14 protein-coding genes and 1 pseudogene are annotated in these 16,919 nt (G+C 42.4%); 4 read left to right on the top strand and 11 right to left on the bottom strand.

The window, feature by feature from the left end:
* Positions 1 to 42 precede the first annotated feature (42 nt).
* Complete coding sequence (locus ACED29_RS00870) at positions 43 to 1,800, bottom strand: acyl-CoA dehydrogenase C-terminal domain-containing protein (RefSeq protein WP_371696745.1); 1,758 nt, start codon at positions 1,798 to 1,800, stop codon at positions 43 to 45.
* Positions 1,801 to 2,091: 291 nt separating this feature from the next.
* Between ACED29_RS00870 and ACED29_RS00875 the strand changes: the two genes are divergently transcribed.
* Complete coding sequence (locus ACED29_RS00875; protein WP_371696746.1) at positions 2,092 to 3,027, top strand: hypothetical protein; 936 nt, start codon at positions 2,092 to 2,094, stop codon at positions 3,025 to 3,027.
* A 57-nt stretch (positions 3,028 to 3,084) separates the two neighbouring features.
* On the opposite strand, the gene ACED29_RS00880 is transcribed toward ACED29_RS00875, so the two are convergent.
* The 9 genes from ACED29_RS00880 to aroA all read right to left on the bottom strand — a co-directional run bounded on the left by ACED29_RS00880 (position 3,085) and on the right by aroA (position 11,231).
* On the bottom strand, positions 3,085 to 3,636 hold the full coding sequence (locus ACED29_RS00880) for a DUF2058 domain-containing protein (protein WP_124014771.1): 552 nt from the start codon (positions 3,634 to 3,636) through the stop codon (positions 3,085 to 3,087).
* A 26-nt stretch (positions 3,637 to 3,662) separates the two neighbouring features.
* A complete protein-coding gene (locus tag ACED29_RS00885; RefSeq protein ID WP_371696747.1) occupies positions 3,663 to 4,490 on the bottom strand; it encodes an SDR family oxidoreductase in 828 nt (275 codons plus the stop codon).
* 97 nt (positions 4,491 to 4,587) lie between these two features.
* Entirely contained in the window at positions 4,588 to 5,286 is a 699-nt protein-coding gene (gene pyrF, locus ACED29_RS00890) for an orotidine-5'-phosphate decarboxylase (RefSeq protein ID WP_124014769.1), read from the bottom strand.
* 66 nt (positions 5,287 to 5,352) lie between these two features.
* Complete coding sequence (gene lapB, locus ACED29_RS00895) at positions 5,353 to 6,513, bottom strand: lipopolysaccharide assembly protein LapB (protein ID WP_371696749.1); 1,161 nt, start codon at positions 6,511 to 6,513, stop codon at positions 5,353 to 5,355.
* 1 nt (position 6,514) lies between these two features.
* Positions 6,515 to 6,811, bottom strand: coding sequence for a LapA family protein (locus ACED29_RS00900; protein ID WP_273058137.1), 297 nt, complete (start codon positions 6,809 to 6,811; stop codon positions 6,515 to 6,517).
* Between the two features lie 122 nt (positions 6,812 to 6,933).
* Positions 6,934 to 7,221, bottom strand: coding sequence for an integration host factor subunit beta (ihfB, locus tag ACED29_RS00905; RefSeq protein WP_124014766.1), 288 nt, complete (start codon positions 7,219 to 7,221; stop codon positions 6,934 to 6,936).
* Between the two features lie 77 nt (positions 7,222 to 7,298).
* Positions 7,299 to 8,966 (bottom strand): 30S ribosomal protein S1, encoded by a 1,668-nt coding sequence (gene rpsA / locus ACED29_RS00910; protein ID WP_124014765.1) that lies wholly within the window; start codon positions 8,964 to 8,966, stop codon positions 7,299 to 7,301.
* Positions 8,967 to 9,080: 114 nt separating this feature from the next.
* On the bottom strand, positions 9,081 to 9,770 hold the full coding sequence (cmk, locus tag ACED29_RS00915; protein ID WP_124014764.1) for a (d)CMP kinase: 690 nt from the start codon (positions 9,768 to 9,770) through the stop codon (positions 9,081 to 9,083).
* A gap of 180 nt (positions 9,771 to 9,950) precedes the next feature.
* Positions 9,951 to 11,231 (bottom strand): 3-phosphoshikimate 1-carboxyvinyltransferase, encoded by a 1,281-nt coding sequence (gene aroA / locus ACED29_RS00920; RefSeq protein ID WP_182697289.1) that lies wholly within the window; start codon positions 11,229 to 11,231, stop codon positions 9,951 to 9,953.
* A 490-nt stretch (positions 11,232 to 11,721) separates the two neighbouring features.
* Here aroA and ACED29_RS00925 point away from each other — a divergent pair, with 490 nt between their 5' ends.
* The 3 genes and pseudogenes from ACED29_RS00925 to ACED29_RS00935 all read left to right on the top strand — a co-directional run.
* A complete protein-coding gene (locus ACED29_RS00925; RefSeq protein ID WP_182697288.1) occupies positions 11,722 to 12,912 on the top strand; it encodes an amino acid aminotransferase in 1,191 nt (396 codons plus the stop codon).
* 649 nt (positions 12,913 to 13,561) lie between these two features.
* Positions 13,562 to 14,923, top strand: coding sequence for an aromatic amino acid transport family protein (locus ACED29_RS00930; RefSeq protein WP_371696751.1), 1,362 nt, complete (start codon positions 13,562 to 13,564; stop codon positions 14,921 to 14,923).
* A 446-nt stretch (positions 14,924 to 15,369) separates the two neighbouring features.
* Positions 15,370 to 15,636, top strand: a pseudogene (locus ACED29_RS00935) (SAM-dependent methyltransferase); the annotation flags it as partial.
* A gap of 103 nt (positions 15,637 to 15,739) precedes the next feature.
* Here the strand turns inward: ACED29_RS00935 and serC are convergent.
* Positions 15,740 to 16,831, bottom strand: a complete 1,092-nt coding sequence (serC, locus tag ACED29_RS00940) for a 3-phosphoserine/phosphohydroxythreonine transaminase (RefSeq protein WP_124014760.1) — start codon at positions 16,829 to 16,831, stop codon at positions 15,740 to 15,742.
* Positions 16,832 to 16,919 lie beyond the last annotated feature (88 nt).

Below are 16,919 nucleotides of genomic sequence, written 5' to 3' on the forward strand. Positions count from 1 at the left end.
ATAATGGACTCAGTTATCGACTCAGTTCAGCGGTAACTAGGCTTAGAACATGTCAGCTGGCATAGCCATAATCGATTTATCACCTTGATTAACTTGTGATAAATGATACTGAGATTTTGATAGTAGCTTATCCATGTAGAAATCTGCCACAAATTGCTTTTGCGCCGCAAAGCTTTGATCTTCGTGGCTTGATGCTTTATCGGCCATTAATAACCAGAAGTAACCGTATACTGCGTAACCAAAGGCATCTAAAAAGTCGACCGCACAAGAGTTTACTAATGCTGGTTGAGTTTTCTTGTTAGCATTAATGTAGTTAGCGGTTGTTAGCAACTCATCAAATACTTGGCTTACCATCGCTTTATGATCGCCATTTACCTGAGTTAACTCAATAAGACTCGCATTCACTTCAGCGACAAATTCAGTCAAGGTGGCAACGTCATCACCGGTAATTTTACGGCCTAAAAAGTCGATAGCCTGAATACCGTTGGTGCCTTCGTATATTTGTGCAATACGGGTATCACGCACAAACTGCTCAATACCTGTTTCACGGATATAACCATGACCACCAAAGACTTGCTGGCCCATGATGGTGGCATCTAAACCGCGGTCAGTTAAAAAGGCTTTTGATACTGGGGTCAGTAAACCTACATATCTGGCCGCCTTTACTTGTACATCTCCACTAGCATATTTTGCTAAATCTAGCTGCTTACCGGTATATACCGACAATGCTCTACCCGCTTCGGTCATTGCGCGAATCGTTAATAGCATACGACGCACGTCGCCATGAACAATAATCGGATCAGATGTTGCACCCGTGGCAGAACCCGCTGCAGCGATACCTTGTAAACGATCTTTAGCATATTCACTGGCCATTTGATAAGCCGCTTGCGCGTTACCTAAACCTTGTAAGCCAATGGCTAAACGCTCATAGTTCATCATGGTAAACATACACACTAAACCACGATCCGGCTCACCGATTAAAAAGCCTTTAGCATTATCGTAGTTCATCACACACGTCGCGGATGCTTTCAGCCCCATCTTGTGTTCAATAGAACCTACCGTTACACCATTAGGTTCGCCTAAGCTACCGTCGCTGTTAACGCGAATTTTAGGCACTAAAAATAATGAAATACCTTTTGAACCGGGTAGTTTAGCTAACACTAAGTGGATAACGTTTTCAGTTAAATCTTGATCGCCGCCAGTAATAAAAATCTTGTTACCCGTAATGGCGTAGCTGCCGTCATCAAGTGGTTCTGCTTTAGTGCGAATACCACGTAGATCAGAACCAGCATGAGGCTCGGTCATGTCCATGGCACCAGCCCATTGGCCAGTATACAAATTAGGTAAATAGGTTTGTTTTAACTCGTCGTTGGCATGAGCATTAATACACAAGGCAGCACCTGCGGTCAGTGAACTGTAAAGCGTAAATGAGTTACATGCGCTATAGCCCATTTCATCTACCAGTACACCGAGCATTTTGGGCATACCCATGCCACCAAAATCCGCCTCGCCGCATAATCCCACCCAACCGCCATCAGAAAACTGCTGATACACTTCTTTAAAACCATCAGGGGTAATAATGTCGTTACCTTTATGAACCACACCTTGCTCGTCACCGTTGCGATTTAAAGGGTGAAGCAGATCACGGCTGATCTTATTGGCTTCCTCTAGAATGGCGAATGCAGTATCAAGGTCAACAACATCTGCCATCGCAGGAAGCTGTTCCCATGTTGCTTTTGCATCAAATACCTGTGCCAACAAGAATTGCATGTCCTTTAACGGTGCTTGGTATGGGTTCATAAGAGTCTCTTAAACGAATAATTAAAACAGTTGTTTTAATTTATACTAAAGCGTCACAAAAGGAAAAGCTTTTTAGCAATTATCTAACCATATTTTGACGAATGTTGGCTTCTCACTTGCCTTTATGTTGATTGTTTAGGTTTCTCAACCCAATAGGGTTTCAATGAGTTACAATTGGTCGAACGCTGATTGGGTGAGCAACTTATTTGATTAACAACTATGGTGTGTTTAAAGCACATTGTTCACCACAATAAACAGACCTTAGCATTAGATAATAGCAAGTGACACTTTATGCATACTCGCAATGACTCGCAGGCCTCATCACCGATTTTATCTGAATACTTTCAGCAAGTAACAGTTATTGGTAATGCAAGTGGTGATTGGCAACCCGCTCAAATTGGACATACTTTCATCTTTAATGGCACTCAACATGAAGCCGATAAAGTGATTAATATTTGTAATGGGCCTTATGCTGGCTCACATTATGCTTTTGTGGTCAGTAATAGCCCGGATAACGATCAATTAGTGTCACTGCTTACCGAAGTAGGCGAAACTCTCGAGGTGCAGTTAACCTGTTGGCCATCATCAGGACTGGTGACTATTTTATTAATGTCCCTAATGGCACAACAGGTCAATGTACAGCGGATGTCTTTATTACCCTCTTTAGCCAGACCTGATGACATGCCGGCGAATGAGTATTTACCCTGCATGGTGCATAATTGGTTAGGCGAACGTCGTATCGCCTTAGGATTACAGCTCACCAGCTATAATATTCAGTGGCCAGCGTTATTTCTCGATGATGCATCTCCCCTATTGCCGCAGGATAACGAACCCGTTGATATTAATCCATTTGAAGTATTACTGAGTGATGCGGTCCGTCGCCGGCAAAATAAGCTATTAAGTCCAGACAATACCGACCCACAATTTAAGGTGGCGCAACGCTTAGCCCTGCAAGTCAGCTCGGATACACCAGATAATCTTGAGGTGCAATATGCGTTACTCGCCGCATTAAGTAACTTACCTAGTGTGCAATGGTTAACCTACGCCAATCAAAGCGACTTAATCTTGGCTGAGTCGTTGTTTTATAATCAATACCCAGACAGCCAAGCCAGTTATTGGTACCTAATTGATTATCAAGCATCACAATACTTAGACACTATCCGCCATCACCTTGCTTATTGTCAGCAAGTCATAGCGTTAACGGCCAAGCAGGCTAATGCAGAATAGTAAACACCACACAAAAAACGCCTCTATTTAGAGGCGTTTTTTGTTAATGATTAATAATTACCACATTAAATCGTCTGGAATTGCGTAGTCGGCATATGGATCATCAGCGCCGCTTACCTGCGCCACAGAATCTTTAGCCGCTTTATCCCACAAATAACCACACCACTGCGGCACAAGTAACTTCACTCGTTCAGCAAGCTTATGCGGCACTATGTAGCTTTTATCTTCATGACGGATGATACCTAAGGTGCCATTTAATAAATCAGCTTGAATTTTGTCGGTGATGTAAACCGAATAAATTTTGTTTTCTAGGGTGTAGTTGAATTTCAGCTCTGCATCTCTAGAAACGGTAATGGCAAATTTAGCAAACTCGCTGATTAAGCCACGGACTTGTCCTTTTTCAGTTGCTGCGGCAAAGCGCTGCTCATTTAAGGCTTTATCTTTTTTGGCTTGCGCTAATTTTTGCTCAGCAATCTGTTGCTTGAGCGCTGAACTGCCGTCATCTACCTTTGATTTTTTATCACGACGCTTTTGGGTTTTAACGTCGCGCACTTTTTGTTTACTGGCAAGACCTGCTTTAAGCAATTGATCTTGTAATGCATTGGCCATGTTATATACCTTTAATTTATCGATTTTTATAAACCGTGCTTCGCGGCAATGTCACCTAATTCGGTCATTGCAATACTGGCGCCACCTAATGACCAACCGCCATCAACGGGTAATACTACACCGGTAATATATGATGCCATATCTGATGCGAGGAATAAGGCAGCGTTAGCAATGTCCTGACCCTGGCCATTACGTTTCAACGGCACGCTATTTGCCACCCGTTGCTGTAACTCATCAGTGGGGGCTAAACGGTTAAAGCCTTCAGTATCGGCTATAGGTCCTGGCACAATAGAGTTAATTCTAATGCCTTCAACGCCCCACTCTAACGCTAATGTGCGAGTGAGCATATCAATACCGGCTTTAGCGGCGCAAACATGCACTTGCAATGGCATGGCGATATAAGCTTGTGGCGCAGAAATTTGAATAATGCTGCCATTTGGACGAGATAACAATGGATAAGCATGTTTCAATACTTGAAAACTGCCAATTAAATCAATATCAATAACCGATTTAAAACCATTAGGAGACAATTTTGCCGCACTGGCAGGGAAATTACCTGCAGCACCACTGATCAACACATCAATGTGCCCATAAGTGGAAGCAATTTTATCAAACCCAAGGGTTAACGCATCGTTGTCGCGCACATCAAAACTCACCCCTAAATGAATAGCATTTGGATTAGCTTGATTGAGTAATTCAACGGCGGCATTGACCTTATCAACACTGCGACTGGCAACGGTAACATTGGCGCCGGCTTTTGCAAATTGAATCGCAACTTGAAGATTAATGCCAGAGGTACCACCCACCACGACAACATTTTTAGCCGTGTAATCAAACCTTGTATTATCAGACATAGTCATCCTTTATTTCTGTGTGATTGCTTGATGTTGATAAGTGTACTTTGCTGGCATCATTGCTAGAGAATATCTCTGTTTCAATAATGCCTTTACATCAAACATGTAGCGATTGGTAAATAGCCTTGAGCGCCGCTAAGGGATCGGCAGCTTGAGTGATTGGGCGACCGATCACCAAATAATCAGACCCAGCAGCAATGGCTTGTGGAGGCGTCATCACCCGATGTTGATCACCGGCATCACTGCCAGCCGGTCTTATCCCTGGGGTCACTAAGGTAAAGTCTTGGCCAAATGATGATTTTAGTAATTTAGCTTCTTGAGCTGAGCATACCACCCCGTCTAAACCAGCTTGATGAGTCAGCTTAGCTAAGCGCAGTACATGTTCAAATGCTGGCACATTGATACCCAGTAAGGCTAAGTCTTCATCTGACATTGAGGTTAAAACGGTAACCGCAATCAGTAGTGGTGCTTCTTTACCAAATGGTATTAGTGCTTTTTTAGCGGCCTGCATCATAGCAAGTCCACCACTGGCATGCACATTAGTCATCCACACGCCTAAATCCGCTGCAGCGGCAACGGCTTTGGCAACGGTGTTGGGAATATCATGAAATTTCAAATCAAGGAATAAATCAAAGTTTCGGCTGTGAATATCATTAACCAACTCAGGCCCAAATAAGGTAAACATTTCTTTGCCAATTTTTAACCGACATATCTCTGGGTCGAGTTTATCAATAAAGGTCAATGCGTCATGTTTATTGTCATAGTCGAGGGCGACTACAATTGATTTCTCAGTCATTGGAACTCCAGCGGTAATATGGTGTTACTGCATTAATTATAGGGTTGGTATTTTACGATGGCCACGTTATTCACCATCTAGGCCTTTTATCCGCTTGATACTGCCCCATTGTTTGCATGATGGACAATGCCAATACAAACCGTGAGAAGGAAAACCACAAGCAGTACAGCGATAACTTGGGCGGAATTTAATTTGTTGTTCAACAAGTTGCTCTAGCATAGATAAACTTTGCTTAGCTTGACCATCTTCAGCTTGTTGAATGTGTAACTTCATTAAATGCTGAAAACCTTTCATGGTTGGATGACGATATAAACTATCCAGCATCATGGTTTCAGCACTTTGATGTTGATCTAGGCTTATTTTGTGCTCAGCTAATGCCACCACTACACTTGCTCCGGCGCCATCGGCAATGGCTTTGGCGAGTAGTTCGTGAAAACCATTAGGATCTTGCGTGTCGCGATAAACTTGTTTTGCTATTGAAACGCCATCAGCAAATAAATCAATATCAGCCACTTTCAGCTCTTGTAACGCGTGCTTACATAAGTCAACTTGGCCAGCATCAAGATAAATCTTGGCGAGAGTTAACCAAGCTCGACCACATTGAGCATCTTGCTTAATGGCTTGTTGCAGCTTTTTGATTTTATCTGTTTCATTATGAGCTTCATCAGCTAGCTGGCAATAAAAATGGGCTGTGGTGCGCTTAAGCACTTGCTGACGTTTACGAGGAAGACGCTTAGTGATATCGATGGCACTTTGCCATTCTTTAGTCACTTGATAGATTAATAACAGCTGAGTTTCGGCTTCTTCACTGTGATCATCTTGGCTGACCAAGTTAATAAAAATTTCTTCGGCGCGGTCATAAAACCCAGCAGCCATATAATCTTTACCTAACTCCATCATCGCTATATCGCGCTGCTCATTGGTTAAGCTCGGTCTGGCAATCAAGTTTTGATGGATACGAATGGAACGATCCACTTCACCTCTTTTACGGAATAACGAACCTAACGATAAATGAGTGTCGATGGTTTCGTCATCGACATCCAGCATGCTGATGAATAAATCAACCGCTTTATCAGACTCGTTAGACAGTAAAAAGTTAAGCCCAGTAAAATAATCTCGGCTTAATTTTTTACTCTGCTGGCTATCGCTATGACGAATACTGCGTCGTCCCATATACCATCCATAACCGGCAGCGATAGGTAATAACAAGAACAAGATTTCTAGCATACTAGACAGCTTGATCCTTAGGCATTACAGCAACACTTGTTGCATCTGCAGCAGTGAGCTTTTTAAGGGCTTTATTGCTTTTACGCAACGCCAGCTTTAGCTTGACGATATGGTAACTTGCAAATATCCAGCTGATAATAAACCCGCTGAAAAATACCACGGCAAGCACAATAGGTAATCGATATTGCCCTTCTGCAATAAAATAACTTAAGGTGACAACTTGCTCATTTTTAGCACCAAATAATAATGCTAAAACAAACAATAGCCCAACTAGTACAACGACAATAAATGATCTCACGCTATTCTCCATGAAGGTGCATCAATATAATGATTATCCAAGAAATTTACTGGGCTGACCAGCATTGACTGCCATTAGATACAAAAAAGCCTCCAAGAGGAGGCTTTTTATTAAAGCGTTAATCAAGGATTAACAGCATCGACACGTTCGCGCAGTTCTTTACCCGGCTTAAAGTGTGGAACATACTTGCCTTCCAAATCAACTGAGGTACCAGTTTTTGGGTTACGGCCAGTACGTGGCGCACGATAGTGAAGTGAAAAACTACCAAATCCACGGATTTCTATACGATCACCGCTTTCTAATGTTGTTGCCATTTGCTCCAACATCTCTTTGATTGCACTTTCCACTTCTTTCGCCGACAGTTGCGACTGCCTAGTGGCGAGTTTTTCGATAAGTTCAGATTTTGTCATCTTAGCTATCCCATATTATCAAGCCAAACACAGTCGCCTAATGGGGACCACGTCCCCATACAACAGACGATTTTCGATTACTTACGAGCTGCTTTGAATGCTTCAGCCATTGCGCTGCTCATTACAACTTCGTCTTGCTTGTTCAAAGTAGCGATCGCTTCTTTCTGTTCAGCTTCATCTTTCGCTTTGATAGATAAGCTGATAGAACGGTTCTTACGATCTACGCCCATGAACTTAGCTTCGATAGCATCACCTACTGAGTATACAGTAGATGCATCTTCGATGCGGTCTGCTGAAATATCAGCTACACGAATGTAACCTTCAACAGTTTCTGCTAGTTCAACTGTAACACCTTTTGCGTCAACAGCAGAAACAGTACCGTGAACTACGGTGCCTTTCTTCTTGTCAGCTAAGTATGCGTTGAATGGATCGTCTTCAGTTTGCTTAACACCTAAACTGATGCGCTCACGCTCTGGGTCTACTGAAAGCACTACAGCGTGGATTTCATCGCCTTTCTTGTATTCAGAAACTGCGTCTTCGCCAGTACCGTTCCAAGAAATGTCAGATAAGTGAACAAGACCATCGATTCCACCGTCAAGACCGATAAAGATACCGAAGTCAGTGATTGACTTGATCTTACCAGATACTTTGTCGCCTTTGTTGTAACGAGTTGCGAAGTCATCCCATGGGTTAACTTTACACTGTTTCAGGCCTAGAGAAATACGACGACGCTCTTCATCGATGTCTAGTACTAACACTTCAACTTCATCACCTAAGTTAACAACTTTAGATGGGTGAATGTTCTTGTTAGTCCAATCCATTTCAGAAACGTGTACTAAACCTTCAACGCCTTCTTCGATTTCGACGAAGCAACCGTAGTCAGTTAAGTTTGTTACGCGACCAGTTAGCTTAGTGCTTTCTGGGTAGCGCTTGCTGATTTCTAACCATGGATCTTCGCCAAGTTGCTTAAGACCTAGTGATACGCGAGTACGCTCACGGTCATACTTAAGTACTTTAACGTTGATTTCGTCACCAACATTAACGATTTCAGATGGGTGCTTAACGCGTTTCCAAGCCATATCAGTGATATGTAAAAGACCGTCAACACCACCTAAGTCTACGAATGCACCGTAGTCAGTAAGGTTTTTAACGATACCTTTAACAGCTTGGCCTTCTTGTAGATTCTCAAGAAGAGTATCACGTTCTGCACTGCTTTCAGATTCGATAACAGCACGACGAGAAACAACAACGTTGTTACGCTTCTGGTCAAGCTTGATAACTTTGAATTCTAATTCTTTGAACTCTAAGTGAGCGGTGTCGCGAACTGGGCGCACGTCAACTAGAGAACCTGGTAAGAAGGCACGGATACCGTTTAATTCAACAGTGAAACCACCTTTAACTTTACCATTGATGATACCGATTACAGTTTCAGCATCTTCGTACGCTTTTTCTAGAACGATCCAAGCTTCATGACGCTTAGCTTTTTCGCGAGACAATTGAGTCTCACCGAAGCCATCTTCAACAGAGTCAAGGGCTACGTCAACTTCATCACCTACTTGGATTTCTAAAACGCCTTGTGCGTTTTTGAATTCGTCAGCATTGATTGGGCTTTCAGACTTAAGGCCTGCGTCAACAAGTACCATACCGTTTTCGATGGCAACAACTGTACCACGAACGATAGAACCTGGACGGAACTCTAGGGTTTGAAGGGATTGTTCAAATAGATCAGCAAAAGATTCAGTCATGTTTTAGGTTACTTTCATTAAATAAACCACCATCCATCCTAGATGTGGAGTCTAGTAATATTATTCGTGTCATCCTTAACACGAATACCTACTGCACAGTAATCGACAATTCGGTTACGCAACAGTAATTTTTTGTCTAACGTACTCAAGCACTTGCTTCAATACATCTTCAATGCCAATGCCGCTTGTATCAATAACAAGTGCATCTTCAGCTGGGACCAGCGGCGAAGCGGCGCGATTGATATCACGGTCGTCTCGTTCAATAATTTCAGCTAAAAGGCGGTCGATTTTAACATCGAAGCCCTTGTCCTGCAACTGATTATAGCGTCTTTGCGCTCGTTCTTCGGCAGACGCTGTTAAAAATATTTTTACCGGGGCTTTTGAAAAAACTACGGTGCCCATGTCACGTCCATCAGCAACCAGACCTGGCGCGGCACTAAAAGCCCGTTGACGACGCAATAATGCCTCACGTACCCGTGGAAGCGCCGCGACTTTAGAGGCTGCATTAGAGCATTCTTGAGTACGAATGGTCGTGGTAACGTCTTCACCTTCAAGAATCACTTTAATGGCATCAATGTCGGTGCCAGTTAAAAATTGTACATCAAGGTGAGCAGCTAATAAGGTAAGTGCTTCTTCGTTTTCTAGCTCAACGTCATGATGAATAGCGGCTAAGGCTAAAACACGATAAATCGCCCCGCTATCTAATAAATGCCATCCTAAATGTTGTGCCAATAATTGGCATATTGTGCCTTTCCCTGCACCGCTAGGGCCATCTACTGTGATCACTGGAGATCGTTCTGACATAGTTTCCTCCGAAAATAATCTATCGTCCCTGAAAAAGATAAAGGGTTCATCAAAATAAGCGCGCGCATTGTATAACAAAAAAATGTTAATTACTGATGAATTTTCGGTTATTAAAACCAAGATCGCTCTTTTATATTGCAAGACAACATAAAAGAGCAAGTGACAATCTGGTTAGGTGGATTATTTTGCTAGACGAGCAAATTGCGCAAAATAATCTGGAAATGTCTTAGATGTGCAGTCTGGATCGTTAATGGTGATACCGCTGTCAGCAAAAGCCATCATTGAAAAGCACATCGCCATCCGATGATCGTTATAGGTATCAATCGCTGCGGTATTTAATATCGCTGGCGGCGTGATAGTAATGTAATCATAACCTTCATCAACAATCGCACCCACTTTACGTAATTCAGTCGCCATCGCCGCTAAACGATCGGTTTCTTTAATGCGCCAGTTATAAATATTAGTCAGTTTTGTGGTGCCTGTGGCAAATAAAGCTGCAGTGGCGATGGTCATGGCGGCATCAGGTATGTGGTTCATGTCCATTTCAATGGCGCTAAGAGTGGATTTTCTGGCAATAATAAAATCATCGCCCCACTCTATATCGGCACCCATTTGGGCTAATGCATCGGCAAACTTAACATCGCCTTGAATACTTAAGCGGCCAACACCAGTGACCTTCACTTCGCCGCCTTGGATAGCGCCAGCAGCGAGGAAGTAAGATGCCGATGAAGCGTCACCTTCTACCAGTACTTTACCTGGTGAGACATATTGCTGACCGGCCTTAATTTCGAAACGTTGATATTGATGATTGAGCACTTCGACACCAAACTGCTTCATTAGCGCAATGGTGATATCAATATAAGGTTTAGAAACAAGCTCGCCCTTAATATTAATGTTGACGCTGTCTTTGGTCAGTGGCGCGACCATGAGTAATGCGGTTAAAAATTGACTTGATAAATCACCGGCAATGTCAACATCACCGCCATTTAAGCCTGTTGCCTTAATCGTTAATGGTGGGAAACCATCATTTTTCAGATAGGTGACATCAGCGCCTAATTGACGCAGCGCATCGACCAAATCGCCAATTGGACGCTCCTCCATACGAGGCTCACCGGTTAAGGTAAATTCGCCATGACCTAATGTCAGTGCGGCACATAGTGGACGCATTGCTGTACCAGCATTACCAAGAAATAAACTCTGTGCATTTACAGATGAAATTGCGCCCCCTAAACCGGTCAGTTCACAAACAGTATTATTGTCAGACAATTGGTAATGCACACCTAACTGCTTTAATGATGCCAACATATAACGAATGTCATCAGAGTCGAGCAAGTTAGTCAGAGTGGTTTTACCCTGTGCTAAAGTTGCCAATAATAACGCGCGGTTAGAAATGCTCTTGGAGCCAGGAATGTTAATTTCGCCATTCATGCGGGTAATGTGGTCTAGACGCAATTGTTTCATTAATACTCTTCTTAGTGTTGCACTCATTAAACGTCGATAGACCGATATATGAGTAAAAGGCTTAGCCGGAGAAATAAACGTGACATTGTTAATGTAATATGGAGCGGTGCACATTTTACAAATACATGTCACTGGCAATGTTTCGGTACAGTTTACTAATAATTTACTAAATAATTCTTCGTAGCCCTACGTTACTGATTGTCAGCAAGGATTCAACCGTTATTTTGTGTTTTAGGTGACTTTTATACTCAAGTTGAATTTATTTACTATTAAGTCGGTATTGAGGAGGTCATTGCGAGCATAATAATGCTTGTTTCAGTTGTCAGCCATTGTTGCCAAAATTCACTAATTACGCTTTTCTAATATCCCATCACAGTATATTTAGCTGTTCTTTATTGATGTAAATCACGTTATGCTAAAGACCATAATATGTATCTTGTTAGCTTATTTCGCCCTAATGCCTGTAAATTTAAAATAAGAAGGTCTATTCATGTTCAATTCATTAACCGCGTTGCCTGCCGATCCCATTTTAGGCCTATTGACTCAATACCGCGAAGACAATCACCCAAATAAAGTCGATTTAGGTGTTGGCGTATATAAAGATCCTCTTGGTCATACACCTATTCTAGATTGTGTAAAAGCGGCTGAAAAAATTCGTTTAGACACAGAAACAACCAAAGTGTACATAGGCCCAACAGGCTCAGCATCATTCAATCAACTTATGGGTGAATTAGCGTTTGGTGCCAGTCACAGCGCATTACTCGCTAACCGCGTTCGAACAGTGTCAACGCCTGGCGGAACCGGTTCTCTGCGCGTTGCAGCAGACTTTATTAAACGTTGTAATCCAAATGCCGTGTTATGGGTAAGCGACCCAACGTGGGCAAATCATACGGGGTTATTTGAAGCGGCTGGCATTACAGTTAAAACCTATCCGTACTATGACTACGACAGCAAAACCCTTAAATTTGATCAAATGCTGGCAACCTTAAATAGCATTGGAAAAGATGACGTGGTGCTTTTACATGCTTGTTGTCATAACCCAAGCGGCATGGATTTAACCACAGAGCAATGGGATGAAGTGGTTAAGGTTACTGTTAAGCAAGGCTTTACGCCATTAATTGATATGGCTTATCAAGGTTTTGGTGACGGCGTAGATGAAGATGCTTACGGCGTACGTCAAATGGCTGCGGCCGTTGAAAGCATGATTTTATGCAGTTCTTGCTCGAAAAACTTTGGTTTGTATCGCGAACGTATTGGCGCTTGCTCCATTGTGGCTAAGAACAGCGCCACTGCAGATATTACCCAATCGGTATTGTTATATGTAGTACGCTGTCTTTATTCTATGCCGCCAGCACATGGTGCGGCGATTGTTGAAACCATTTTAGGCACCCCAGCCCTGAAGCAGCAATGGTTGGACGAACTAAAGGTCATGCGTGATCGCATTAATGGTAATCGTGCTATTTTAGTCGACAAGCTTAAAGCCAATGGCGTTGATCGCGACTTTAGTTTTATCGCTCGTCAAAAAGGCATGTTTTCATTCTTGGGGGTTAATCCTGAGCAGGTAGCCATACTTAAACAGCAATACAGCGTTTACATGGTAGGTTCAAGCCGCATCAGTATTGCCGGTATCAGTGAAACTAATGTGGATTATTTAGCTAAATCTATCGCAGCAGTATTGTAACTAAACGCTATTGTCATCAAGGTGCGTTGAAGCCACATTATCTCATCAAAAAGGTCGCATATTGCGACCTTTTTTAAGCCTGTTAAACCAGCCTAAATATATTTACCCATAAGCATCGACTGGTTTGATAGCATCTGCCCCCATCTTTTATCATTTTCTCCTGCAAGCCATATTACTAGTGTTTATTTTTGAATCTCAACAGTGCCATCCCGCGATACCATCAATGAGTGATGAGTGCTTGCTGCGGCAAGATTAGTAACTGCACTGTTAAATCTATACATGAGGGTTGTAGATAAATTGAAAATGCTTGTGATGTTTGATTTACCATCATCGGGATACAGCTCCCAATTCATGAACCTTATTAACATTTCGACTTGGTAACTATTTAATTCCTCGAAAAAAGATATAGTCTGGCGCTGAATTTAACCTAACATCAACTCGGGAAATGTAAGGCACAATAACAAGAGTCAGCCTATTTCATATTGAACTTGTCATTTGGTTTACTAACACGACACAGTCTTTTATTACTGGCTCAGACAATAGCGGATCTATTGCAAGTCAATGCAGCACAGTTAGCGAAACAAAGGACTGTTCGATATCCGTTTATGACCCCGAGTTAAGATTAATCGACCTTAAAGGTAAGTCAGTTATGCAAAATGAAGCCGTAAGTGCACAAGATATCCCCGAGTCGACCGTTGTTTCAAGTACGGGCTGGTCGCGCCAAGATACGACCTGGATGTTAAGCCTGTTTGGTACAGCCGTCGGGGCAGGTATTTTATTTTTACCAATCAATGCCGGAATGGGCGGATTTTGGCCACTCGTGTTTATGGCAGTAATAATAGGCCCGATGACCTATTTTGCTCATCGTGGTTTATCGCGTTTCCTGTGTTCTTCAGCCATTCCTGGTAGTGACATCACCCAAGTAGTAGAAGAACATTTTGGTATTGGCGCAGGTAAAGCCATAACCTGGCTATATTTTTTAGCCATTTTCCCAATAGTGTTAATCTACGGTGTGGGGATAACCAATACTGTTGATAGTTTTATTATTAATCAATTAGGCATGTTTACCGACGTGCCAAGAGCCATGCTGGATGGAACGCCTATGCTGACTGAAGCAGGCGTGCAAGTTGTTGATAAAATAAGTGGTATTCCGCGCTGGTTACTTTCAGGATCACTAATCTTATGCATGATGTCTGTGATGGTCGCGGGTGAAAAATTTATGCTCTCGGTGACACGACTTTTAGTCTATCCATTAGTTGCGATCCTCGCCTTCATGTCATTGTATCTCATACCAGACTGGAAGTTTGATGCACTGATGGATGTGCCTTCACCCACTAATTTCTTGGGCACTGTTTGGTTAACCATACCAGTATTGGTGTTTGCCTTTAACCATTCACCTGCTATCTCTCAGTTTTCTGTGTCACTAAAAAAACAACACGGTGTCAATGCCTCGAAAAAGGCGGACGCGATCCTGCGCAATACAGCCATTATGCTAGTAGGATTTGTAATGTTATTCGTGTTCTCTTGCGTGCTGTCGTTAACACCGGCGCAGTTGTTAGAAGCAAAGGCTGATAACCTGCCAATCTTATCTTATCTTGCCAACGTGCACGAAAGTGGCTTTATCAGCTATTTTGCTCCTGTGATTGCTTTCATCGCTATTATTTCATCTTTCTTCGGTCACTATATGGGTGCCACTGAAGGTTTGAAAGGCATTATCACTAAGCAACTACCTAATAGCAGCAAGCCAGCCAATAGCAAAACATTAGACAAATGTATTTTAGGATTTATGTTTTTCACTATTTGGGGCGTAGCGATTATCAATCCAAGTATTTTGGGGATGATTGAAGCACTTGGCGGCCCTGTGATTGCAGCAATTCTGTATCTCATGCCAATGTATGCGATACACAAGGTACCAGCATTAAAAGCCTACCGTGGGCGAGTAAGCAACATATTCGTCGTTATTACTGGTTTATTGTCTATGACGGCCATTCTATTTGGCTTACTGAGTTAAATAAGATAATTCGAGCGGGCTCAGCCCCGCTCGAATTAGTCATTGAGGTGAGTGATATCTACAAACTCAGGGCAAATGGCGCGATAGAAAGTCAGCAAGCATTGATAGTAAATACGCTAACACGCTATTCAATGCCAAGTTCTCCACGACCGGCTCAACGCATGCTAATGCAACAGTGAACATAAAGAGGTGATTGCCGGAAATAATAATCCAAAAAACGAGTGTTATCCTTCAGCATATATTGTTATAACTTTATCAAAAAAAACTAGAAGTAGTTCAAACTCTTACTAGCATGATCTGGCTACGATTAAAGTCATATCACCTCCTGCGTCGAGTTAATGCTGTTAATGTCTTTTACCCATCCCCATAAAATGTCTGTATTTGATGCCCAGTTTGAAGCACAAAAAATAGCCTTCGTACCGATAAGCGTTTAAGTAGCCCGTTACTTAAGTCAATTTGGCTTACTCGTAAAAGTTGATGACGCCGGTGGCGAAGGTATTAAGCTAATTCAATTTACTCAAGATTTGAAATTGTCTGAATATGCCATTCATGTATTGCTCAATATGGGATTAAGTATGGGCATTTTTGGGTGTAAGGATGAGCGTTATCGACTCGATAAAACCGGCTATTTTTTACTTTATGATGATGTGGCATTCAAGAACCTACACTTCGTCGATGATGTTTGCTATCAAGGCTTGTTTGATCAGCAATGAAGCGTTGAAATACACATTTATCGATAACATAAAAAAAGCGAATGCTGTTTGGCATTCGCTTTTTCTTTATTAAGCCGAACTTACGGTAAATAAGCGGTTCGAATTAACTGTGCTTTACAGCAAAGTTATTCATAAAATCAACTAACGCTTGCACACCCGCTAACGGCATGGCGTTATAAATACTGGCGCGCATACCTCCAACAATACGGTGCCCTTTTAACGCGACTAAACCGGCCTGCTCTGCTTGGGCTAAAAACTCACTGTCTAAAGCATCGTTCACTAATTGAAAAGTAACGTTCATACGTGAACGATTTTGTGGCGCAACACCATTTTTATAAAATGGATTGTTGTCGATACACTCATACAGTAACTTCGCTTTTTGCTGGTTTATCTCTGCCATGGCACTCACGCCGCCATTAGCCTGCAACCAAGCAAATACTTCAGAAGCTAAATACCAGGCAAACGTTGGAGGGGTGTTAAACATTGAACCGTATTCAACCGCGACACGATAATCCATTATTGAAGACTGCGGTAAACTTGGTAATTTGAGCATATCGTCACGCACAATAACAATCGACAACCCCGATGGGCCGATGTTCTTTTGCGCGCCGGCATAAATAAGTCCGTATTTACTGACATCAATTTCATGCGACATGATAGTGGATGACAAGTCAGCAACTACCGGCCACGGACTAGTAAACTCTTCAAAAATTTCAATACCGTCAACGGTTTCGTTTGAGCAATAATGTACATAACGATAGTCTTTATCGATTGCATGTAAGTCAGGTAATGTCACTTGATTAAGGCCGTTGACCTGCTCAACAATATTAATACTGTCGATACTGTGCTCACCGGCTAGCTTCTGCGCTTCTGTTACCGCAGAAGATGACCATTGACCGCTGACCAAATACAGCGCCCGACCATTATCACCCAAGAAATTATTGACTACGTTAGAAAATTGCGCCCGGCCGCCACCATGCATAAACAACACATGATAGTTTTTAGGTATGTTCATTAACTTACGCAGTGTGACTTCTGCTTGTTCGGTCAGGGCAATAAACTCTTTACTGCGATGACTGATTTCCATCACGGAGACGCCAAGGCCATTCCAATCGATTAATTCCTGTTGTGCTTTTTGCATTACAGCTTGAGGTAACATAGCAGGACCCGCACAGAAATTATAAATCGCGCTCACAGACAACTCCTTGAATCAGTTTTTAATACACACATAAGACTATTAATACTAAGGACTTTAGCGCCAGTTGAATAGACTTTTATCAGCC

The sequence above is a fragment of the Shewanella sp. 5S214 genome, from assembly GCF_041439795.1.
GTDB lineage: Bacteria > Pseudomonadota > Gammaproteobacteria > Enterobacterales > Shewanellaceae > Shewanella > Shewanella vesiculosa.

Excerpts from the sequence above, each read along its gene's own strand:
- lapB (WP_371696749.1), bottom strand. The coding sequence starts at position 6,513 with ATGCTAGAAATCTTGTTCTTGTTATTACCTATCGCTGCCGGTTATGGA.
- rpsA (WP_124014765.1), bottom strand. The coding sequence starts at position 8,966 with ATGACTGAATCTTTTGCTGATCTATTTGAACAATCCCTTCAAACCCTA.
- ACED29_RS00930 (WP_371696751.1), top strand. The coding sequence starts at position 13,562 with ATGCAAAATGAAGCCGTAAGTGCACAAGATATCCCCGAGTCGACCGTT.
- ACED29_RS00880 (WP_124014771.1), bottom strand. The coding sequence starts at position 3,636 with ATGGCCAATGCATTACAAGATCAATTGCTTAAAGCAGGTCTTGCCAGT.
- ihfB (WP_124014766.1), bottom strand. The coding sequence starts at position 7,221 with ATGACAAAATCTGAACTTATCGAAAAACTCGCCACTAGGCAGTCGCAA.
- ACED29_RS00870 (WP_371696745.1), bottom strand. The coding sequence starts at position 1,800 with ATGAACCCATACCAAGCACCGTTAAAGGACATGCAATTCTTGTTGGCA.
- aroA (WP_182697289.1), bottom strand. The coding sequence starts at position 11,231 with ATGAAACAATTGCGTCTAGACCACATTACCCGCATGAATGGCGAAATT.
- pyrF (WP_124014769.1), bottom strand. The coding sequence starts at position 5,286 with ATGACTGAGAAATCAATTGTAGTCGCCCTCGACTATGACAATAAACAT.
- ACED29_RS00885 (WP_371696747.1), bottom strand. The coding sequence starts at position 4,490 with ATGTCTGATAATACAAGGTTTGATTACACGGCTAAAAATGTTGTCGTG.
- ACED29_RS00875 (WP_371696746.1), top strand. The coding sequence starts at position 2,092 with ATGCATACTCGCAATGACTCGCAGGCCTCATCACCGATTTTATCTGAA.
- cmk (WP_124014764.1), bottom strand. The coding sequence starts at position 9,770 with ATGTCAGAACGATCTCCAGTGATCACAGTAGATGGCCCTAGCGGTGCA.
- ACED29_RS00925 (WP_182697288.1), top strand. The coding sequence starts at position 11,722 with ATGTTCAATTCATTAACCGCGTTGCCTGCCGATCCCATTTTAGGCCTA.